Annotated in this window: 19 protein-coding genes and 1 pseudogene; 14 read left to right on the forward strand and 6 right to left on the reverse strand. The window is 73.6% G+C overall.

What is annotated here, in order from left to right; genetic code table 11:
• Positions 1 to 122 precede the first annotated feature (122 nt).
• The gene (locus tag ACFU0Y_RS08430) at positions 123 to 1,793 is read left to right on the forward strand and encodes a thiamine pyrophosphate-binding protein (RefSeq protein WP_380214027.1); all 1,671 of its coding nucleotides are present in this window, start codon (positions 123 to 125) and stop codon (positions 1,791 to 1,793) included.
• A 51-nt stretch (positions 1,794 to 1,844) separates the two neighbouring features.
• Here the strand turns inward: ACFU0Y_RS08430 and ACFU0Y_RS08435 are convergent, their stop codons facing one another.
• Entirely contained in the window at positions 1,845 to 2,648 is an 804-nt protein-coding gene (locus ACFU0Y_RS08435; protein WP_380214028.1) for an alpha/beta fold hydrolase, read from the reverse strand.
• Between the two features lie 89 nt (positions 2,649 to 2,737).
• On the opposite strand from ACFU0Y_RS08435, the gene ACFU0Y_RS08440 reads away from it, so the two are divergent.
• Positions 2,738 to 4,066, forward strand: coding sequence for a condensation domain-containing protein (locus tag ACFU0Y_RS08440; protein WP_380214029.1), 1,329 nt, complete (start codon positions 2,738 to 2,740; stop codon positions 4,064 to 4,066).
• A gap of 110 nt (positions 4,067 to 4,176) precedes the next feature.
• Positions 4,177 to 4,449, forward strand: a complete 273-nt coding sequence (locus ACFU0Y_RS08445) for a hypothetical protein (RefSeq protein WP_380214030.1) — start codon at positions 4,177 to 4,179, stop codon at positions 4,447 to 4,449.
• Positions 4,450 to 4,473: 24 nt separating this feature from the next.
• Here the strand turns inward: ACFU0Y_RS08445 and ACFU0Y_RS08450 are convergent, their stop codons facing one another.
• Positions 4,474 to 4,854, reverse strand: coding sequence for a DUF1622 domain-containing protein (locus tag ACFU0Y_RS08450; protein ID WP_380214031.1), 381 nt, complete (start codon positions 4,852 to 4,854; stop codon positions 4,474 to 4,476).
• A gap of 234 nt (positions 4,855 to 5,088) precedes the next feature.
• Here ACFU0Y_RS08450 and ACFU0Y_RS08455 point away from each other — a divergent pair, with 234 nt between their 5' ends.
• From ACFU0Y_RS08455 to ACFU0Y_RS08470, 4 genes are all read left to right on the forward strand, one after another.
• Positions 5,089 to 6,297 (forward strand): thiolase family protein, encoded by a 1,209-nt coding sequence (locus tag ACFU0Y_RS08455; protein ID WP_380214032.1) that lies wholly within the window; start codon positions 5,089 to 5,091, stop codon positions 6,295 to 6,297.
• A complete protein-coding gene (locus ACFU0Y_RS08460; protein ID WP_380214033.1) occupies positions 6,297 to 7,082 on the forward strand; it encodes an enoyl-CoA hydratase/isomerase family protein in 786 nt (261 codons plus the stop codon). The genes ACFU0Y_RS08455 and ACFU0Y_RS08460 overlap by 1 nt, the downstream gene beginning before the upstream one ends.
• Positions 7,083 to 7,095: 13 nt before the next feature.
• Entirely contained in the window at positions 7,096 to 7,965 is an 870-nt protein-coding gene (locus ACFU0Y_RS08465; protein WP_380214034.1) for a 3-hydroxyacyl-CoA dehydrogenase family protein, read from the forward strand.
• A 163-nt stretch (positions 7,966 to 8,128) separates the two neighbouring features.
• Positions 8,129 to 8,839, forward strand: coding sequence for a tyrosine-protein phosphatase (locus tag ACFU0Y_RS08470; RefSeq protein ID WP_380214035.1), 711 nt, complete (start codon positions 8,129 to 8,131; stop codon positions 8,837 to 8,839).
• Between the two features lie 71 nt (positions 8,840 to 8,910).
• Here the strand turns inward: ACFU0Y_RS08470 and ACFU0Y_RS08475 are convergent, their stop codons facing one another.
• The gene (locus ACFU0Y_RS08475; RefSeq protein ID WP_380214036.1) at positions 8,911 to 9,348 is read right to left on the reverse strand and encodes a PaaI family thioesterase; all 438 of its coding nucleotides are present in this window, start codon (positions 9,346 to 9,348) and stop codon (positions 8,911 to 8,913) included.
• A 153-nt stretch (positions 9,349 to 9,501) separates the two neighbouring features.
• Between ACFU0Y_RS08475 and paaZ the strand changes: the two genes are divergently transcribed.
• Positions 9,502 to 11,592, forward strand: a complete 2,091-nt coding sequence (paaZ, locus tag ACFU0Y_RS08480) for a phenylacetic acid degradation bifunctional protein PaaZ (protein WP_380214037.1) — start codon at positions 9,502 to 9,504, stop codon at positions 11,590 to 11,592.
• A gap of 272 nt (positions 11,593 to 11,864) precedes the next feature.
• The gene (locus ACFU0Y_RS08485) at positions 11,865 to 13,739 is read left to right on the forward strand and encodes a gamma-glutamyltransferase family protein (RefSeq protein WP_380214038.1); all 1,875 of its coding nucleotides are present in this window, start codon (positions 11,865 to 11,867) and stop codon (positions 13,737 to 13,739) included.
• A gap of 57 nt (positions 13,740 to 13,796) precedes the next feature.
• On the opposite strand, the gene ACFU0Y_RS08490 is transcribed toward ACFU0Y_RS08485, so the two are convergent.
• From ACFU0Y_RS08490 to ACFU0Y_RS08500, 3 genes and pseudogenes are all read right to left on the reverse strand, one after another.
• Entirely contained in the window at positions 13,797 to 14,420 is a 624-nt protein-coding gene (locus ACFU0Y_RS08490; RefSeq protein ID WP_380214039.1) for a TetR/AcrR family transcriptional regulator, read from the reverse strand.
• Between the two features lie 103 nt (positions 14,421 to 14,523).
• A complete protein-coding gene (locus ACFU0Y_RS08495) occupies positions 14,524 to 15,867 on the reverse strand; it encodes a phenylacetate--CoA ligase family protein (RefSeq protein ID WP_380214040.1) in 1,344 nt (447 codons plus the stop codon).
• A 109-nt stretch (positions 15,868 to 15,976) separates the two neighbouring features.
• Positions 15,977 to 16,372 (reverse strand): annotated as a pseudogene (locus ACFU0Y_RS08500) (hotdog fold thioesterase); the annotation flags it as partial.
• A 202-nt stretch (positions 16,373 to 16,574) separates the two neighbouring features.
• On the opposite strand from ACFU0Y_RS08500, the gene paaA reads away from it, so the two are divergent.
• Genes paaA through paaE form a run of 5 tightly spaced genes read left to right on the forward strand, consistent with a single transcriptional unit; the run spans position 16,575 to position 20,448 of the window.
• On the forward strand, positions 16,575 to 17,591 hold the full coding sequence (paaA, locus tag ACFU0Y_RS08505) for a 1,2-phenylacetyl-CoA epoxidase subunit PaaA (RefSeq protein WP_380214041.1): 1,017 nt from the start codon (positions 16,575 to 16,577) through the stop codon (positions 17,589 to 17,591).
• A 2-nt stretch (positions 17,592 to 17,593) separates the two neighbouring features.
• A complete protein-coding gene (gene paaB, locus ACFU0Y_RS08510) occupies positions 17,594 to 17,911 on the forward strand; it encodes a 1,2-phenylacetyl-CoA epoxidase subunit PaaB (RefSeq protein WP_017833090.1) in 318 nt (105 codons plus the stop codon).
• Entirely contained in the window at positions 17,908 to 18,735 is an 828-nt protein-coding gene (paaC, locus tag ACFU0Y_RS08515) for a 1,2-phenylacetyl-CoA epoxidase subunit PaaC (RefSeq protein WP_380214042.1), read from the forward strand. The genes paaB and paaC overlap by 4 nt, the downstream gene beginning before the upstream one ends.
• Positions 18,736 to 18,748: 13 nt before the next feature.
• The gene (gene paaD, locus ACFU0Y_RS08520) at positions 18,749 to 19,288 is read left to right on the forward strand and encodes a 1,2-phenylacetyl-CoA epoxidase subunit PaaD (RefSeq protein WP_380214043.1); all 540 of its coding nucleotides are present in this window, start codon (positions 18,749 to 18,751) and stop codon (positions 19,286 to 19,288) included.
• Positions 19,288 to 20,448: a 1,2-phenylacetyl-CoA epoxidase subunit PaaE gene (paaE, locus tag ACFU0Y_RS08525; protein ID WP_380214044.1), complete on the forward strand. Its 1,161-nt coding sequence runs from the start codon at positions 19,288 to 19,290 to the stop codon at positions 20,446 to 20,448. Before paaD ends, paaE begins: the two co-directional genes overlap by 1 nt.
• Positions 20,449 to 20,482: the final 34 nt, after the last annotated feature.

A 20,482-nucleotide genomic window follows, 5' to 3' on the forward strand; every position in this document is an offset into this window, starting at 1 on the left:
ACCCACGGGTGCGGGCGGACGGCTCGGCTCGTGCGGGCCGTCCCGCGCCCACCCCGAGCACAGCCCGAGCGCACCCCGCTCCCACCCGGGCCCCCACAGGGGCCCGCCGAAAGGACACCTTCATGACCACCGATCCCCTGCTCCCCACGGTCTCCACCGCGGTGGCCGATGTGCTGGCCGAGCGCACCGACCACCTGTTCGGGCTGATGGGCAACGGCAACGCCCACCTGATCAGTCACCTGACCTCCGCCGGGTTCGGCTTCACCTCCGCCCGGCACGAGGCCGCCACGGTGGCCATGGCCGACGCCTACCACCGGGCCACCGGCCGGACCGGGGCCGCCACGACCACCTACGGCGCCGGGTTCACCAACACCTACACCGCCCTCGCCGAGGCCCGGATGGCCCGCATCCCCCTGGTCCTGGTCGTCGGCGACGCCCCGACCACCGGGCGCCGGGCCTTCGACATCGACCAGACCGGTGCCGCCGCCGCCGTCGGGGTTACCACACTCGTGGCGACCCCGGAGAACGCGGTGGCGATCACCCACCGGGCCTTCGACCTGGCCGTGCGGACCGTCCAGCCGGTGGTGCTGGCGATCCCCTACGATTCCGCCACCGCCGCTCTGGTGGACCCGGTGGAGCTGGAGCCGTTGTCGGCGAAGCCGTCCTGGCACGCCGGCCCCGAGGACCTCGACCGGGTCGCCGGACTCCTGCGCGCCGCGGCCCGCCCCCTGGTCCTCGGCGGACGCGGAGTGCTCCTGGCCGGGGCCGCGACCGAGCTCACCGAGATCGGGGACCGGCTCGGGGCCCTGTTCATGACCTCCGCGATGGCCGCCGGGGTCTTCGACTCCCCGTGGGACCTGGGCATCGCCGGCGGTTTCACCCGCACCCACCGCCTGGAGCTGGCCCGGCAGGCCGACGTGGTGCTGGTCGCCGGGGCGTCGCTGAACGCCTTCCAGCTGCGCTACGGCACGCTCTTCGGCCCCGACACCCGGGTGATCCGCATCGACAACGAGCCCGAGCCCGCCCTCGCACACCCGCCGGTCACCGACTACGTCCGGGCCGACCTCGGCACGGCCCTGGCCGGTCTGCTGGCCCGCATCCCCACCACCGACCCGGCGCGCACCTGGCGGGCAGCCGCCCCCGAGGTCGCCGGGGACGACTTCCGCTCCGCCGCCCCGGTGGAGGACCCGGCCGAGTTCGGCCCCGACGGCCGGCTCAACCCCCGCGCCGTCGTCGCGGCCCTGGAGGACATCCTGCCGAAGGAGCGGTCGGTGGTGATGGACGGGGGCCACTTCATCGGCTGGGCCCCGATGTACCTCTCCGTCCCGGACCCGCAGGCCATGGTCCTGGTCGGCACCGCCTTCCAGTCCATCGGACTGGGCTTCGGCTCCGCCGCCGGGGTCTCCGTGGCCCGCCCCGAGCGCACCACCGTGTTCTTCTCCGGCGACGGCGGCGGGCTGATGGGCCTGGCCGACCTCGAGACCTTCCTCCGCGCCACGAAGCGCGGGGTGGTCGTGGTGCTCAACGACTCCGCCTACGGGGCCGAGCTGCACCAGTACGCGTCCAAGGGCCTGGACCCGACCGCGATGCTCATCGACGAGGTCGACTTCGCGGCCCTGGGCCGGGCGATGGGCGCGGCCGGGGCCAAGGCCCACACCCTGGCCGACCTCCAGGCGCTGCAGGACTGGCTGGACACCCACGAGGAGGGCGTGTTCGTCCTGGACGTGGCCATCTCGCAGAAGGTCGTGGCGGAGTTCATGACCGCCTCCCTCACCGCCGGCCGCCGCCTCTGACCCGGCGGCACTGACGTGCGGGCGCCGACCGTCCGGCGCCGCCCGCACGGATCAGGCGGCCGGACCGGCCCCGGGCCCGGCCTCGACCGCGCGCACGAAGTCGGCGCACCGGCGCGGCCAGCCGGCCAGCTCGGCGGGGGTGCGGGCCACGTGCAGGGCGTCGCCGGGCAGTTCCGCGCGCAGCGCCTCCGCCGTGGACAGCGGGTGGGTGGCGTCGCCGGACCAGGCCAGCACGAGGGTCGGCACGTCGATCCGCGCCAGCTCCTCGCGCGGCGGGAGGTCGGTGCCGGCCGCCCCGCGCAGCACGGCGGGCAGCAGGCGGGGGTCCACCCGCGGCGGGTGCACCGGGCGGTCCGCCACCGCGGGCGGCCGGACCGCGGCCCGGCCGGCCCGGAGATAGGCCTCCAGCCCGTGGCGCTCCACCAGGTCCGCGCTCTGCCGGTACGTCCCGGCCTGGGCGCGGCGCGAGGCCCAGGCGGTCGACGGCACGCAGAGCGTGAGCGAGCGGAACCGCTGCGGCTCGGCCAGGGCCGCGTGCAGCAGGGTGGCCGCCCCCATGGACGGGCCGATGCCGTGCACCGGCTCACCGGGCGCCACGGCGTCCAGCAGGTGCAGCAGGTCCTGGGCCAGCCGCGGCCAGGCCCAGTCCTCGGCCACGGGCTCCGCCGCGGAGCGGCCGTGGCCGCGGGCGTCGTAGCGCACCGTCCGGTGCCCGGGGAGCCCGGCCGCCAGGTCGAGGCCGCCGGCGGCGTTGGCCGCCCGGTCGGACAGCAGCCCGTGCAGCTGCACGACCGGCGGACCGGAGCCGGTCACGTCGTAGGACAGGCGGCAGCGGGGGAGCTCGAGCGTCGGCATGCCGCCACGGTACGCGTAGATTGTGACCACCGGTGGACCGGGCGCGTCCTCGTCCGGCCGGACCGCCCCGGCCCGACCAGGAGGTGCGCATGCGGCTGACCGGCATCACGCACGCCAGGCTGCCCGAGGGGCGCCTGTCCAGCTGCACGGTCCCCGCCACGGGCGCCGGCCGGCCCCTGCCGGTGTCCTTCGACCAGGGCATGCACGTGGGCGCCGGCCCCCGCCCCGGGTCGTGGATGGCCGTGGCCGTGGAAATCCCGGCACCGGTGAGCACCGCGCTGCTGGGCGAGGCCTGGGCGGGGGTCGTGCGCCGGCACCACACGCTGCGCACCGTCTTCTCCGCCGACGACGACGGCCGCGTGCGGCTGCACGAGACCGCCGACGCCGTGCAGCCCGTGTGGACCCGGCACGAGGTCGGCCCCGGCGGCACGCGGGCGGCCCTGCAGTCCGTTGCCGACGACGCCTGCTCCCCGCTGGCCCGCCCCTCGCACCGGCTGTGCCTGATCGAGCCGGCGGACGGGCCCGTCGTCGTCGTGCTCGCGGCCGACCACGCCCACGTGGACGCCTGGTCCCTGCCGCTGCTCGCCCGGGACCTGCTCGAGGGCCTGGCGGACCTCCGCGCCGGCCGGCCGGCCGGGACGGGCCGCGCCCCGGCGGCGTCGTTCGCCGAGCACACGCGGGAGCTCGCCGCACGCCCCCCGGCCCCGTCGCGGGTGGTGCGGCGCTGGGAGCGGATCCTCGCGGACGGCGGCGGCGCCCTCCCCGTCTTCCCGCTGCCCCTGGGGGAGCTCGGCGCCCCGGCGCCCGAGACGGTGACCACCCGCGACGTCCTCGACGCCGAGGGCCTGGCCCGGCTGGAGGCCCGTGCGGACGCCCTGCGCGTCCGGCTGCTGGTCCTGGTGGTCTCGGTGCTGACCCGCGCGACCGCCGAGCTGGCCGGCAGGCCCCTGCGCGCGGTCCTGCCCGTGCACAGCCGCACCGAGCCGCGCTGGCGCGACGCCGTGGGCTGGTTCATCACCAACTCGGTGCTCGAGTGCGCGGACCCGGATCCGCAGGCCTGCCGCGCCGCCGTGCGCGAGTCGCTGGAGCTGGGCTCGCACGCCCTGGAGCCGATCCTGCGGCCCCACGGCGGCATGCGCGTCCCGCCGGGCATGTTCATGCTCTCCTACCTCGACTACCGGCGGCTGCCCGTGACACTCGCGCCGGAGCTCCGGGCGCAGCACATCTCCGCGTCGGCGCCGACCACCGGGGTGCAGGTGTGGTTCGTGGTGGACGAGGACGGCCTGCACCTGCGCGCCCGCTTCCCGGGCACCGACCGGGCCCGCTCGTCGGTGGAGGCGTGGCTGGACGCCGTCGGCGAGGGGCTGCGCGCGCAGGCTCACCCCGCACGGCACCCCGCGGATGCGCACCGCGGATAGACCGACGCGCGGCCCCGCACGCCCGTGGTGGACCCGGTCCGCGGTGCCGTGCGACCTGCCCCCGCCGCGGTGCGCCGACTATCCTGGTGGCAGCGGGCAGAAGGGCTCAGATGGACGACCGGACGATCGCCAGGACGCAGGCCAGGTTGATCCGCACCGCGCTGACGAGCACCGGGCTGGGCGCGCGCGACCTGTGGCTGCGGTACGTCCACCTGGGCGGCGAGATCGGGGAGCTGGAGCTCGACGCCTATCTGCACCACGCCCTGTACCTGCCGCCCCGGCACCGGGACGGCCTGGCGCGGGCCGCCAACCAGCTGGTGCCCGACCGCCGGGTGCCGTGCAGCCGGGACCTGCGTCCCGAGGAGTTCCCGCCCGAGACCTGAGCGCCCGGCCGGCGCCCCGCGGGGCTACACCGCCCGGTCCGGCAGGGGTTCGGGGGTCTCCCGCTCCTTCTGCCACGGCCACCGCCCGCTGATCTCGAGCTCGAGGGACCAGCTGAGGAAGGTGCGCACGAGCACGATGAGCGCCAGCACCCCCACCGACTCGAACGTGGGGGTGATGGCGACGGTCTTGATGATGTCCGCGGCCACGAGCAGCTCCAGGCCCAGCAGGATCGAGCGGCCCAGCCGCTGCCGGTAGCTCTCGTAGGTGTCGCGCTCCCCGCCCCGGCGGCCCAGCAGGTCCCGTCCGGCCAGCAGGCTCGCGACCACCGTCCCGATGACGATGGCGACGACGCCGGCGACGTCGACGGCCTCCCCGACGAGCTCCATGGACTCCTGGAACGACATCCTGCACCTCCGGTGACCCCGGCGGCGCGCGCCGGCTCGAGTCTGCGATGAGGACGCCAGGATCTCACGGGTCCGCCGTCGCCCGGCGGCGGTCCCCCGGACGGGATTTCCGGTGGCGTGCTCTGTTGACCCCGCGGGCGCACGCGTGGGATGGTTTGATGAACGATCGGTCAGTAATGTCGGGCGACGGCGCCCGGATGCCGGCCACTTCCCGTTGCGACAGGAGATCCCCCTATGCCTTCGACCCCTCAGGCTTTTCTCGTCGGCGGCGCCCGCACGCCCGTGGGCCGCTACGGCGGTGCGCTCGCCGGTGTGCGGCCCGACGACCTCGCCGCCCTCGTGGTCGGCCGCGCGGTGACCGACGCCGGGATCGACCCGCACGACGTCGACGAGGTGATCCTCGGCAACGCCAACGGCGCCGGCGAGGAGAACCGCAACGTGGCCCGGATGGCCTGGCTGCTGGCCGGCTTCCCCGACACGGTCCCCGGCATCACCGTCAACCGCCTGTGCGCCTCGGGACTGTCGGCGATCATCATGGCCTCGCACATGATCAAGGCCGGGGCCGCGGACATCGTCGTCGCCGGTGGGGTGGAGTCCATGTCCCGTGCCCCCTGGGTGATGGAGAAGCCGGCCAAGGCCTACGCCAAGCCCGGGGAGGTCTTCGACACCTCCATCGGCTGGCGCTTCACCAACCCCGAGTTCAAGAAGCACGACAAGATGACCTACTCGATGCCGGAGACGGCCGAGGAGGTCGCGGTCGTCGACGGGATCTCGCGCGAGGACGCCGACGCGTTCGCCGTGGCCTCCCACGAGAAGGCGATCGACGCGATCGACGCCGGGCGCTTCGCCCCCGAGATCGTCCCGGTGACCGTCAAGGGCCGCAAGGGCGCCGAGACGGTCGTGGACACCGACGAGGGCCCGCGCCCGGGCACCACGATGGAGGCCCTCGCCCGGCTGCGCCCCGTGGTCGACCACGGCACGGTCGTCACCGCCGGCAACGCCTCCTCCCTCAACGACGGCGCCTCGGCGATCCTCGTGGTCTCCGAGCGCGCCGCCGAGAAGTACGGGCTGACCCCCCGGGCCCGGATCGTCGACGGCGCCTCCGCCGGCGTGGCCCCGGAGATCATGGGCATCGGCCCCGTCCCCGCCACGCAGAGGGTGCTCGAGCGCACCGGGTGGGGCATCGGCGACCTCGGGGCCGTCGAGCTCAACGAGGCCTTCGCCAGCCAGTCCCTCGCCTGCATCCGCCGCCTCGGCCTGGACGCCGGGACCGTCAACAACGACGGCGGGGCCATCGCGCTCGGCCACCCGCTCGGCTCCTCCGGGTCCCGGCTCGTGGTGACGCTGCTGGGCCGGATGGAGCGCGAGGGCGCGGACCGCGGTCTCGCCACGATGTGCGTGGGCGTGGGCCAGGGCACCGCGATGCTGGTGGAGAAGCTCTGATGGTCGGGCCCAGCGAGATCCTCGGCGCGGAGTTCACCGCCCTCCGGCTCGAGGAGCGCGAGGACCGGCTGCACGTGGTCCTCGACCGCCCGGCCGTGCGCAACGCCATCGACGCGACCATGGTCGAGGAGCTGCACGCCGTGTGCGGCCACCTCGAACGGCACCCCAAGGTCCTGATCCTCTCCGGCACCGAGGTGAACGGGAAGGGGGTCTTCGCCTCCGGCGCCGACATCGCCCAGCTGCGCGAGCGCCGCCGCGACGACGCCCTGGCCGGGATCAACTCGCGGATCTTCGACCGGATCCACAGGCTGCCCCTGCCCGTGATCGCCGCGATCGACGGCTACGCCCTGGGCGGCGGTGCGGAGCTCGCCTACGCCGCGGACTTCCGCATCGCCACCCCGCAGCTGAGGATCGGCCAGCCCGAGACGAACCTGGGGATCATCGCCGCCGCCGGCGGGCTGTGGCGGCTCAAGGAGCTGGTCGGCGAGCCGGTCGCCCTGGACATCCTGCTCGCCGGCCGGATCCTCGACGCGGACGAGGCCCTGGCCCTGCACCTCGTCACCGAGCTGCACGAGCCCGCGGAGCTCGTCGGCGCCGCGCACGCGCTCGCCGACCGGATCGGCGCCCAGGACCCCCTGGCGGTGCGCATCTCCAAGCGGGTCTTCGCGGCCCCGCCGTCCGCCCACCCGCACATCGACGAGCTGGCCCAGGCCGTGCTCTTCGAGTCGGAGGCGAAGTTCGACCGCATGCAGGCCTTCCTGGACCGCAAGAAGAACAAGAAGTAGGAGCACCCCGACCATGACCGAGAAGCACGCACTGGCCGTTCCCGCCGTCGTCGGCGTCCTGGGCGGGGGCCGCATGGGCGCGGGCATCGCCCACGCCTTCCTGCTCGCCGGGGCGGAGGTGACCGTGGTGGAGCGCGACGGGCAGGCCGCCGAGGCCGCCCGCGAGCGGATCGAGCGGGACCTCGCCAAGTCCCTGGAGCGCGGGAGCGTGGACGGCAACCTGGACGAGTGGTCCGAGAACCTCACCGTCTCCCTCGCCCACGCCGACCTCGCCCGCTGCGAGCTCGTCGTCGAGGCCGTTCCCGAGGTGTGGGACCTGAAGGTCTCCGCCCTGCAGGAGGTCGAGGGCCACCTGGGCCCGGCCGCGTGGCTGGCCACCAACACGTCCTCGCTGTCCGTGGACGGCCTGGCCGAGCAGCTGGCACGCCCCGAGCGGTTCTGCGGGCTGCACTTCTTCAACCCCGTGCCGGCCTCGAAGCTCGTGGAGGTCGTGAACTCGAAGCACACCGGCGAGGAGCTCAGGCGCCTCTCGGTGCAGTGGGTCGAGGGCCTCGGCAAGACCCCGGTGGTCGTCAACGACGCGCCCGGCTTCGCCTCGTCCCGGCTGGGCGTGGCGATCGCCCTCGAGGCGATCCGCATGGTCGAGGAGGGCGTGGCCTCGCCCGCCGACATCGACAACGCCATGGTGCTGGGCTACAAGTTCCCGGTCGGCCCCCTGGCCCTGACGGACATCGTGGGCCTGGACGTGCGCCTGGGCATCGCCGAGTACCTCGAGTCGCAGCTCGGCCCCCGCTTCGCTCCCCCGCAGCTGATGCGGGACATGGTGGCCCGGGGCGAGCTCGGCCGCAAGACCGGCAAGGGCTTCTTCGACTACGACCAGTAGCCCCCGCCCTCGCTCCCCCGCCCTGCTGCCGCCGAACTCACCGGTCCTGCCCGAGATCGCACGAACAATGCCGTCGTCTCGGGCGGAACCGGTGAGTTCGCGCGTTAGAGCGGGGCGCGGGCCGGACGCGCGCGTCGTCGGACGCGGGCCCTAGGGTGGGGGCATGCACGCACAGCTCGGGACACCCGCCTCGTGGGACGGCGCGCTCAACGCCCGGCGGCTCGCGGGCGACGTGTGGCGGATGGGCCGCTCCGAGCGGCTGAGCCCCGCGGGCTGGCGCGCCGCCGCGGCGGAGGGCGTGCGCACGGTGGTGGACCTGCGCAACGCGGACGAGCGGCGCCGCCGGCCCACGGACCCCGTGGACGACCCGGCCGCCCGCGCCGGCATCACCGTGCTGCACCGCCCCACCGAGGACCCCGCCCATCCGCAGTTCCCGCTCGTGGGCACGCCCTACCTCAACCACCCGCGCGGCTACCGCGACTACCTGCGGCTGTTCCCGGACTTCCTGGCCGAGGCGGCGCGGGCGGTGGCGGGCGCCGAGGGCGCCGTGGTGGTGCACTGCTCCGCCGGCCGCGACCGCACCGGGGTGCTCGCCCTGCTGCTCCTGGGGCTGGCCGGGGCGCCCCCGGAGCGCCTCCTCGCGGAGGACGAGGCCGCCGCGCGCGGGATCAACGAGTGGCACCGCGTCTCGCCCGTTCCCCACCCGGTGGAGCGCCACCACCCCGAGCACGAGCTCGCCGCGCTGCTGGCGGACCGCCGCGCGGCCCTCGAGGAGCTGCTGGCCGACTTCGACGCCGAGCGCTGGCTCGTGGACGCCGGGCTGGCGCCCGAGGAGCTGGCCGCCCTGCGCCGGCGGCTGCACCGCCCGGCCTGACCCGCCTGTCCTGATCCACCTGTCCTGATCCACCTGTCCTGGCCCGCCGCCGGCCCGGCCGGCGGCCCGGTCTAGCCCTCGGCCGGGTTCCCGGCCTGCTGCGGCCGGTCCTTGAGGAAGTTCGTGATCCGCACGGTGCACAGCCGGGCGCCGTCCTCGTGCTCGAGGACCACCTCGTGGCACGTGAGGGACCGGCCGAGCTGCAGGGCGGTGGCCGTGGCGGTCACGGTGCCCGTGCGGGAGGACCGGTGGTGGGTGGCGTTGACGTCGACCCCCACGGCGACCTTGCCCATCGTGGACGCGTGGATCACCGCGGCCCACGACCCCACGGCCTCCCCGAGGGCCACCATGGCGCCGCCGTGGAGCAGGCCCAGCGACTGGCGGTTGCCCTCGACGGGCATGGACGCGACCACGCGCTCCGCCGACTGCTCGAGGACGGTGACGCCCATCTTCTCGTCGAGCTCGCCCAGGACGATGCGCCAGGGCTCGTGGGTCTCGGTCGTGGTCATGGCACTCCTCGGGCGCTCGGCGACGTCACGGGACCACCGCGGGGCAGTGGTCCCGGGGTGTGACGTAGGTTATCGTGGTCATAATACCGAACGATCGGTCAGGATGCGGGTGGTGGACCGCCCGCACGCACCCGAGCGAAAGGACCACGCACCGTGGCAGCACAGACCCAGACCATCCTCCCCAGCTATCTGAGCGGCCGGTGGTGGACGCCGGAGAACCCGCAGAAGGTGACGGAGGTGGCCGACGCCTCGACCGGCGAGGTCGTGGCGCTCGTGTCCACGGACGGCATCGACATCGCCTCCGCCGTGGAGCACGGCCGGACCGTGGGCCAGCGCGCCCTCGGGGAGCTCACCATCCACGAGCGGGCGCTCAGGCTCAAGGAGCTCGCCCAGTACCTCACCGAGCACAAGCAGGAGCTCTACGACGTCTCCTACTCGACCGGGGCCACCCTGAAGGACCACTTCTTCGACGTGGACGGCGGCATCGGCACCCTCTTCACGTTCTCCTCCAAGGGCCGGAGGGAGCTGCCCAACGCCAACGTCATCGTGGACGGCGCGGTGGAGCAGCTCTCCAAGGACGGGTCCTTCCTGGGCGAGCACATCTACACCCGCATGCCCGGCGTCGCCGTGCAGATCAACGCGTTCAACTTCCCGGTGTGGGGCATGCTCGAGAAGTTCGCCCCCGCCTTCATCGCCGGCATGCCGACCCTGGTGAAGCCGGCCACGCCGACCGGCTACGTCACGGCCGCCTGCGTGCGCCTCATGCTCGACTCCGGCATCCTGCCCGAGGGCTCCCTCCAGCTGGTCTCCGGCTCCGCCCGGGACCTGCTCGACCACCTGGACTACCGCGACCACGTGGCCTTCACCGGCTCCGCCGGCACCGCGCAGTCGCTGCGCCACCACGACAACGTCATCAACGGCGGAGTGCGGTTCACCGCCGAGACGGACTCCCTCAACGCGGCGATCCTCGGCCCCGACGCCACCCCCGAGACCCCGGAGTTCGAGGCGTTCGTGAAGGCCGTCTTCGTCGAGATCACGTCCAAGGCCGGGCAGAAGTGCACCGCCATCCGGCGCGTGATCGTCCCGCAGGACCGTGTGGAGGACGTCGTGGCGGCCGTCGCCGAACGCGTGCAGCAGCGCGTGGTCATCGGCGACCCCCGCACCGAGGGCGTCACCATGGGCGCCCTGGCCTCCAAGGAGCAGCAGGGCGAGGTGCGCAGGGCCGTGGAGCGCCTGGTCGCCGCCGGCGGCACCGTCCGCCTGGGCGGCCCGGACGCCCCCGTGGGGGACGCCGACACCGAGGCCGGCGCGTTCTTCCCCGTCACGGTGCTGTCCTTCGACGACCCGGACACCCCGGAGGTGCACTTCGTCGAGGCCTTCGGCCCGGTGACCTCCGTGCTGGGCTACACCGACGTCGACGACGCCGTGCGGCTGGCCGCGCTCGGCGGCGGCTCGCTGGTGGCGACCGTGTGCACGAACGACGGCGCGACCGCCGCCCGGTTCACGGCGGGCATCGGCTCCCACCACGGGCGCGTGCACTTCCTTAACCGGCAGGACGCCCGGACCTCGACCGGCCACGGCTCCCCCATGCCGCACCTGGTCCACGGCGGCCCCGGCCGGGCCGGCGGCGGCGAGGAGCTGGGCGGCGTGCGCGGCGTCAAGCACTACATGCAGCGCACCGCCATCCAGGGACCCCCCGACATCCTCACGGCCGTGACCGGCGTGTGGCACCGGGGCGCCGCGGCGAGCACCGTGACCCGTGCGGCGGTCGAGGACGGCACCGGCGAGCACCCGTTCCGCAAGTCCCTGGAGACCCTGCGGATCGGCGACCAGTTCGCCTCCGAGCTGCGCACCGTGACCCTCGAGGACATCACCGAGTTCGCCGAGAAGACCGGCGACACCTTCTACGCGCACACCGACGAGGAGGCCGCCACGGCCAACCCGTTCTTCCCGCGCCGGGTGGCCCACGGCTACCTGCTCGTCTCCTGGGCGGCCGGGCTGTTCGTGGAGCCGGCTCCCGGGCCCGTCCTGGCGAACTACGGGCTGGAGCACCTGCGCTTCATCACGCCGGTGACGTACGACGACCACATCCGCGTGACCCTCACCGCCAAGCAGATCACCCCGCGGGTGACCGACGAGTACGGCGAGGTCTGCTGGGACGCGATCCTGCACAACCAGCACGACGAGATCGTCGCCACCTACGACGTGCTCACCCTGGTCGCGAAGACCTGGCCCACCGCCTGACCCCGGTCCGGCGGACCGGGCCCCCACCACGGCGGGCTCCGGTGCGCCGGGTCCCCACGGTGCACGCAGTCCCCCACGCCGCGCACGGCGTGGGGGACTGCGCCGTCACCGGGGGCTCGACGCTCGCCAGGAATGGGACCGGGAGACCGAGAAGACCTGTTCGCGGCGGTGCGCCCGGTGCTAGCCTGGCCTGCACGCTGCCCAGACCCTCGCGCGTGCCGGCGCCCCGCCGCGCAGGACCGCCGACGGACGCCACGGCCGGAGGAGACGCGATGCGCCGGATCTCGAGCCCCGCCCACCGGACCGCCGCGGTCACGCTGTCCCTCCTGCTCGGACTCACCGCGTGCGCGCCCTCCGCGGAGGACGGAGGGACGGGCGGAGCGGCGGACGGCCCGGGGACCGCGCCGGATCCGACCGGCACCGCGGCTTCCGCACCGGTGTCCCCGGACGGGACCCCCGGAACGACACCGGGCTCCGGCACGGCGTCCGTCCCGGACCCGGACGGGGAGAGCACCCCGCACGTGCAGGCGGTGGTGTCCTCGCACGGGACGGCCACCGCCGCGGGCACGGAGATCCTCGAGGCCGGGGGCACCGCCGCCGACGCCGCGGTCGCGGTCGCCGCCGTGCTGAGCGTGGTGGAGCCCTACTACTCGAGCGTGCTCGGCGGCGGCACCTGGGCGCTGTACTACGACGCGGAGAGCGACGACGTGACGAGCCTGAACGGGGTGGGACCGGTCGGCGGCGCCGCGACGCTCGCCGACTACCGCCCCCGCGCGGGCGATCCCGGCATGCACCAGGCCATCGTCCCCGGCGCCTGGGACGGGTGGATGCTCTGGCTCGACGAGTTCGGCGAGCTGGGGCTGGGCGAGATCCTCGCACCGGCGATCGAGGTGGCCCGGGAGGGGTACCCCGTGAGCTCGGGCATGACCTACTGGCTGACCCAGGACGAGGACGCCATCCGGCGCAGCCCCGTCATGGCGGAGCTCTATCTGCGCGACGGCCAGCTGGTGGGCACGGGCGACACCGTGGTCCAGCCGGACATGGCCGACACCCTCGAGGAGCTGGTGGCGGCGTTCGACGGCGCCGCCGACCGCGCCGCGGGGTTCCGGGCCGCGCGCGACCACTTCTACCGCGGCCCGATCGCGCAGGCCGTCGCCGACTTCTCCGAGCAGGAGGGCGGGTACCTCACGCCGGAGGACTTCGCCGGCTACGAGGCCGAGCTCGTCGAGCCGATCTCCATCGACTACGGCGACGACCTCACGGTGTACCAGAACCCGCCCAACAGCCAGGGGATCGCGATGCTCCAGGCCCTCGCCGTCCTGGACGAGGACGACTTCTCCGGCCGCTCCCCCGACGACCCCGACGTGGTGCACCGGCAGGTCGAGGCCGTCAAGCTCGCTTTCGCCGACCGGTACGCGCACGTGGGAGATCCCGAGCGCACCGACGTGCCCGTGGCGGAGCTGCTGTCGGACGAGTACGCCCGGGCGCAGCGGGCGCGCATCGACGACGAGCGGGCCGCGCGGTGGCCCCTCGACAGCGGGATCGACCGGCAGGCCTCCGACACCACCACGTTCCACCTCACCGACTCCTCGGGCAGCGCCGCCGCCGTGACCACGAGCCTCGGCGGCGGGTTCCTGGTGGTGGGTGACACGGGCATCCACATCAACGAGCGGATGAGCTTCCTCTCGCTCGACGAGGGCAACGTCAACGCGGTGGCGCCCGGGGCCACGGTGCGGCACACCTCGGCCCCCTTCATGGCCCTGCGCGACGGCCGGCCGTACCTGCTCGGCGGCAACACCGGGATCGACACGCAGCCCCAGGGGCAGCTGCAGCAGTTCATGAGCGTGGTCGACTTCGGCCTCACGCCCCAGGAGGCGGTGGCGCGCCCGCGGTTCGTGTCCACGGCCTTCCCCGCGTCCAACCACCCGCACGAGGCCGGCAACACCCTGCAGGTGGAGCCGGACCTCCCGGCCGCGACGGTCCAGGAGCTGCGCCGCCGGGGCCACGACGTCGCGGTGGGCCCGGGCATCTACGGCACGGCCAACATGCTCGCCGTGGAGGCCGGCGGGACGCAGGCCCGGCTGGGCGTGGAGCCCCGGAACGACACCGCGCGCGGAGCAGTGCTGCCCGCGCCGCCGGAGCGTTAGCGTCCGCCCCGGCCGGTCGCGGCCCGGACCGGCCGGCAACCGGGACCGGGGCGCCGGTCAGGGAGCCCGGAGCCCCGAGAAGGCGAGCGCCACCACGGAGTCCGCCAGGCCGTCGTCGGCCTTGTCCGGGTCCGGCCGGTACCAGTCGACGATCGAGTTGATCATGCCCAGGAGCAGCCGCGAGGCGGAGCGGCCGCTGAGGTCCCGGCGGAGATCCCCCTCCGCCTGGGCCTGCTCGATGAGCGAGCCCACCCGGCGGGTGACCGTGCGGCGGCGCTCGAGCGCCCGCGTCTCGACCTCCGAGTTCCCCCGCAGCCGCAGCAGCAGGGTCACGTACGGCATCTGCTCCACGAGCACGTGCACGGTCCCGCGGATGACCTGCTCGAGCCGCTCCACCGCCGGGGCCTCCGTCCGCTCGGCGGCGGCCAGGACCTCCTCGAGCGCGTCGAGGGCCCGGTCCAGGGCCTGCTCGAGGATCGCCTCCTTGGACTCCACGTGGTGGTAGATCGCGGACTTGGAGATCCCCAGGTGCCTGGAGAGCGTGCCCATCGACGTGGCGTCGTAGCCGTGGACGTTGAAGACGTCGACGCACACGCCGAGCAGCGTCTCGCGGTCGTAGCCCGGCCGGCCGCGGCGCGGTGCCGCGCCGTCGGGAGGAGCGGGCGCCGGTGCGTGCGTCATGGGGACCTCGATCTCGGTGGGGTGGGCGGACAACGATCTTATGACGCGACGGGCCCCCGAGCGGTCTCGGGGGCCGGTGACGGCACGGGTGGGCGCCGGTCGGTCAGGCGTCGGTGCGGTGGTCGTAGACGCGGCGCAGCTTGCCGGAGGACCGGGCGAGGGTCCCCGGCTCGGCGATCCGGATGGAGGCGGAGGAGCCGATCTTCGTCTTGATGGCGTGCAGGAGCTTCTGGCCGCCGGCCTCGGCGGCCTCGACGGTCACCTGCTCGCGCCGCTCGATGTTGATGGTCATCTGGTCCATCCGGTGCGGGCGGGTGATCTCGAGCGTGAAGTGCGGGCTCAGCTCCGGGACCTGGAGGGCGAGCTCCTCGATCTGGGACGGGAACAGGTTGACCCCGCGCAGGATGATCATGTCGTCGGAGCGGCCCGTGATCCGGCCCATCCGCCGGTGCCCGGGCCGGTCCGTGCCGGGCAGCAGGCGGGTCAGGTCGTGGGTGCGGTAGCGGACGATCGGCAGGGCCTCCTTGGTGAGCGCCGTGAACACGAGCTCGCCGGGCCGGCCGGTGTCCTGGACCTCGTCCGTGAACGGGTCGACGATCTCGGGCCGGAAGTGGTCCTCCCAGATGTGGGAGCCGTCCTTGGACGCGGCGGACTCCCCGGCCACGCCGGGGCCCATGACCTCGGAGAGCCCGTAGATGTCACAGGCGTCGACGTCGAAGGCGGTCTCGATCTCGCGGCGCATCTCCTCGGTCCAGGGCTCCGCCCCGAGCACCGCGGTGCGCAGGGACGACTCGCGCGGGTCCAGGCCGAGCTTCTTGAAGCCGTCGGCGATGGTCAGCAGGTAGGTGGGGGTCGAGAGGACGGCCTGGGGCTCGAAGTCCCGGATCATCTGGACCTGCTTCTCGGTCTGCCCGCCGGACATGGGGATCACGGCGCAGCCCAGGCGCTCGGCCCCGTAGTGGGCGCCGAGCCCGCCCGTGAACAGCCCGTAGCCGTAGGCGTTGTGCACCTTGTCCCCGGGGCGCACGCCGGAGAGCCGGAAGCAGCGGGCCACGAGGGCCGCCCAGGTGTCGATGTCGTTCTGGGTGTAGGCCACCACGGTGGGCTGCCCGGTGGTGCCGGAGGACGCGTGGATCCGCCGGACCTCGCTCATCGGCACCGCGAGGGACTTGAACGGGTACGCCTTCCGCAGGAACTCCTTGTCCGTGTACGGGAAGAGCCGGAGGTCCTCGAGCTCCTTGAAGTCACCGGGGTGCACGCCGTGGCCGTCGAAGAGCTCGGTGTAGGCGGGGACGTTCTCGTAGGCGTGGTGCAGGGTCCAGCGCAGCCGCTCGACCTGCAGGGACTCGATCCGGTCCCGGCTCATCGTCTCCTCGGGGTCCGGCTGCGAGCGGTCCGCGGGAGCGGGGGCGGGGGCGTAGGGGTTGGGGACGGAGCACTCGGTCATGTCAGACTTCCTCGGGCTGCGGGGCGGACGGCGGGGCGGACTGCAGGACGGGCAGCGCTGCGGGATCGCCGGCCGGGCGCTCGGCGGCCGCGGTCGCGCGGCGGGCGGGGTTCGGGATGGTGCGGCTGCGGCCGCGGAACTCGGCGATGAGCCGCCCGTCGGCGAGGACCTGGATGTCGTAGACGCCGCTGCGGCCCGCCTGGGCGCGCACGGTCCCCACGGCGGTGAGCTCCTGCCCCCGGTAGGCCGAGGCGAGGAAGTTGATGTCCACCCCCGCGGCCACCGTGATGGTGCTGCCGTCACCGGCCGGGTCGTTGCAGGCGAGGGCGAAGCAGGTGTCCGCGAAGGCGAAGACCATGCCGCCGTGGGCGATGCCGAACCCGTTGAGCATCTCCTCCCGCAGCGTCATGCGGATCTGGGCGCTGCCGTACTCGGCGCGGTCGACGGTGATGCCCATCCAGCGCGAGGTGTGGTCCCCCGCGAGGATCGGATGGCCCTGGGACATGTAACTCTCCTCACAGTTCACGACCGAATGTTCAGTAGACAATCCCACTCCGCGCCTCGTGTCAACCCGGAGGAGCGTGGCGGCGACTCCGGGGCGCCGCCTGTTGACGCCGCCCTCGAGGGCTTATATTCTGAACGAACGGTCAGTTAGTCGCGTGCGGCCCTCCCGCCCCGCGGCGCCATCTCGTCGGAAGAGGGACACCATGACTACGCAGAACACGGGACTCCACGCCGTGCCCGCCGCGGACGCGGCCGAGCAGGCCGAGCGGGACCGCGCGGGCGAGGAGCACTTCGACCGCATCATCGCCGAGGACTCCCGGATCGAGCCGCGCGACTGGATGCCCGCCGCCTACCGCAAGACGCTGGTCCGGCAGGTCTCGCAGCACGCCCACTCCGAGATCATCGGCATGCAGCCGGAGGGCAACTGGATCTCCCGGGCGCCGTCCCTCAAGCGCAAGGCCATCCTCATGGCCAAGGTGCAGGACGAGGCCGGCCACGGGCTGTACCTCTACTCCGCCGCCGAGACCCTGGGCACCCCCCGCTCCGAGCTCAACCAGCAGCTGCTGGACGGGCGGGCGAAGTACTCCTCGATCTTCAACTACCCCGCGCGCACCTGGGCGGACATGGGCGCCATCGGCTGGCTCGTGGACGGCGCGGCGATCGCCAACCAGGTCCCGCTGTGCCGGGCCTCCTACGGCCCCTACGGCCGGGCCATGGTCCGCATCTGCAAGGAGGAGTCCTTCCACCAGCGCCAGGGCTGGGAGATCCTCTACGAGCTCTCCCACGGCACGCCCGCCCAGAAGCAGATGGCCCAGGACGCGGTGAACCGCTTCTACGGCCCGTCCCTGCAGATGTTCGGCCCCCCGGACGACGACTCGCCCAACTCGAAGCAGTCCATGGCGTGGAACATCAAGCGTTTCTCCAACGACGAGCTGCGCCAGCGCTTCGTGGACATGATCGTGGAGCAGGCCGCGGCCCTGGACCTGACGCTGCCGGACCCGGACCTGAAGTGGAACGAGGAGCGCGGCCACTACGACTACGGACCGCTGGACTGGGACGAGTTCAAGGCCGTCGTCGGCGGCCGGGGCCCGTGCAACCTCCAGCGCATGCAGCGCCGCCGCACCGCGCACGAGGACGGCGCCTGGGTCCGCGAGGCCGCCGCCGCCTACGCCCGCAAGACCGCCGCGGAGCGTGCCTCCGCCGAACTCATCGGAGCCTGAGCATGAGCGAGAACACCGTGAGCCCGATCGGCGCGCCCTCGGACGAGTGGCCCCTGTGGGAGGTGTTCGTGCGGTCCTCGCGCGGGCTCTCCCACGTCCACGCCGGTTCCCTGCACGCCCCGGACGCCACGATGGCCGTGCGCAACGCCCGGGACCTGTACACCCGCCGCAACGAGGGGACCTCCGTGTGGGTCGTGCCCTCCGCGGCCATCACCGCCTCGGACCCCGACTCCAAGGGCGGGTTCTTCGAGTCCGCCCAGGGCAAGAGCTACCGCCACGCCACGTACTACACCAAGAGCGAAGGGGTGAAGCACCTGTGAGCTTCGCATCCCACGAGTCCGCGACCCGGCAGAGCGCCGGCGAGGCGATCACCGCGGAGGACATCCGGGCCGGCGGGGCGAAGGCCCCCGAGGACGTCGCCCGCTACGCCCTGTACCTGGGCGACGACGCGCTGATGCTCGCCCAGCGCCTCGGCTGGTGGATCGCCCGGGCCCCGGAGCTCGAGGAGGACATCGCGCTGGCGAACATCGCCCTGGACCTGCTCGGGCACGCCCGCTTCTTCCTCACCTACGCGGGCAGCGCGTGGGGGAAGACCGAGGACGACCTCGCCTACTTCCGCGACGAGGAGGAGTTCCGCTCCTGCCGCCTCGTGGAGCAGGAGAACGGCGACTTCGGCCAGACCATCGCCCGGCAGCTGATCTTCTCCTACTACCAGTACGAGCTCTACCGCCGCCTGGTCCGCTCCGGCGACCCGACGCTCGCGGCCATCGCGGACAAGGCGCTCAAGGAGGTCGAGTACCACCAGGACCACGCGAGCCAGTGGATCCTGCGCCTGGGCCTCGGCACGGAGGAGTCCAAGCGCCGCGTCCAGGCCGGTCTGACCTACATGTGGCCCTACGTGGACGAGCTCTTCCACGACGACGGGCTCGTCGAGTCCCTCGGGGACGTCGCCGTGCTCCCGTCCTCCCTGCGCGCCGACTTCGACCGCCGGATCACCGCGATGCTGGACGAGGCGGGGCTGTCCGTCCCCGAGGTCCTGGGCGCCTGGGGCGGCGACCGCTCGGGGCAGTTCAGCGAGCAGCGCGGCCACATCCTCGCCGAGATGCAGGTGCTGGCCCGCCAGCACCCCGGCGCCACCTGGTGAGGAGGCGGTGACGATGACCGAGCACGAGCAGGCGGGCGCCACGCGGGTGACCGGCCGCGAGCTGCGTCCCCGCGACGAGGCCGCCGGCCGCGTCTGGGACGTCGCCGCCACGGTGAACGACCCGGAGGTCCCCGTGCTGTCCATCGCCGACCTCGGCATCCTGCGGGACGCCCGGGTCGAGGACGGGTGCGCCGTCGTGGTCATCACCCCGACCTACTCTGGGTGCCCCGCGATGGAGACCATCACCACGGACGTCACCCGGGCGCTCAACGCCGAGGGCTACCCCGACGTGCGGGTCGACCTCGTGCTGCAGCCGGCGTGGACCACGGACTGGATGAGCGAGGACGGCAAGCGCAAGCTCGACGAGTACGGCATCGCCCCGCCCACCGGCCGGGCCGCCGCCGGCCCCGTCCGGCTGGGACTCACGGTCAAGTGCCCGCGCTGCCACTCCCTGAACACCCGCGAGCTGACCCGCTTCGGGTCCACCGCCTGCAAGGCGCTCCACGTCTGCAACGAGTGCCTGGAACCCTTCGACTACTTCAAGGTGCACTGATGACCGAGATCACCGCCCCGGCCCGGCGCCGGGCCACGTTCAACACCCTCGAGGTCTCCCAGGTCCGCAAGCTCACCGCGGACTCCGTCGAGGTCGCCTTCGCGGTGCCCCCGGAGCTCGTGGACGACTACGACTACCTGCCCGGCCAGTACGTGGCGCTGCGCGCCCGGATCGACGGGCAGGAGGTCCGCCGCTCCTACTCGATCTGCGCGGAGCCGCGGCCGGGCGAGATCCGGGTGGCGATCAAGCAGGACATCGGCGGGGTCTTCTCCACCTGGGCCAACAGCTCCCTGAAGGCCGGCGACACGCTCGACGTCATGAACCCCCAGGGCGCGTTCATCTCCAAGCTCGGGCTCACGAGCATGAACGACCCCGAGCGGCTCGCCGCCGAGGAGGTCGCGAAGAACGCGTCCGTGCACCTCGTGGCCTTCGCCGCGGGCTCCGGGATCACCCCGATCATGGCGATCGCCAAGGCCGTGCTGCGCGCCTCGGAGTCCTCCACGTTCGACCTCGTCTACGCCAACCGCTCCGCCATGGAGGTGATGTTCGCCGAGGAGCTCGGGGACCTCAAGGACAAGTACCCGTCCCGCCTGGCGGTCCACCACGTGCTCTCCCGCGAGCAGCGGATCAGCCCGCTGATGTCCGGGCGGATCGACGCGGACAAGCTCCAGGACATCCTGGACGAGGTGCTCCAGGTGGAGCGGACGGACGAGTGGTTCCTGTGCGGGCCGTTCGAGCTGGTCCAGCTGTGCCGGGACACCCTCGCGGAGCGCGGCGTGCCGGAGGAGAAGATCCGCTTCGAGCTGTTCAGCACCGGCCGTCCCGAGACCCCCCAGGGGCAGCAGGGACGGGTCGTCCCGGCCGACCCCTCGGGCGAGAAGTACGACGTCACCTTCACGCTGGACGGGCTCTCCTCCTCGATCGAGTCCCCCAAGAACGCCCAGGAGACCGTCCTCAACGCGGCCCTGCGCGTGCGCCCGGACGTCCCGTTCGCGTGCGCCGGCGGGGTGTGCGGCACGTGCCGCGCGAAGGTCGTCTCCGGGGAGTTCGTGATGGAGGAGAACTACGCCCTCGAGAAGGACGAGATCGAGAAGGGCTACGTGCTCACCTGCCAGACCCGGCCCACCTCCGAGCAGCTCGTCGTCGACTTCGACGCCTGAACCGCGGCGCCCCCGGGGCCCGGCACCTGCCCGG

This window comes from Kocuria sp. NPDC057446, assembly GCF_042802875.1.
GTDB lineage: Bacteria > Actinomycetota > Actinomycetes > Actinomycetales > Micrococcaceae > Kocuria.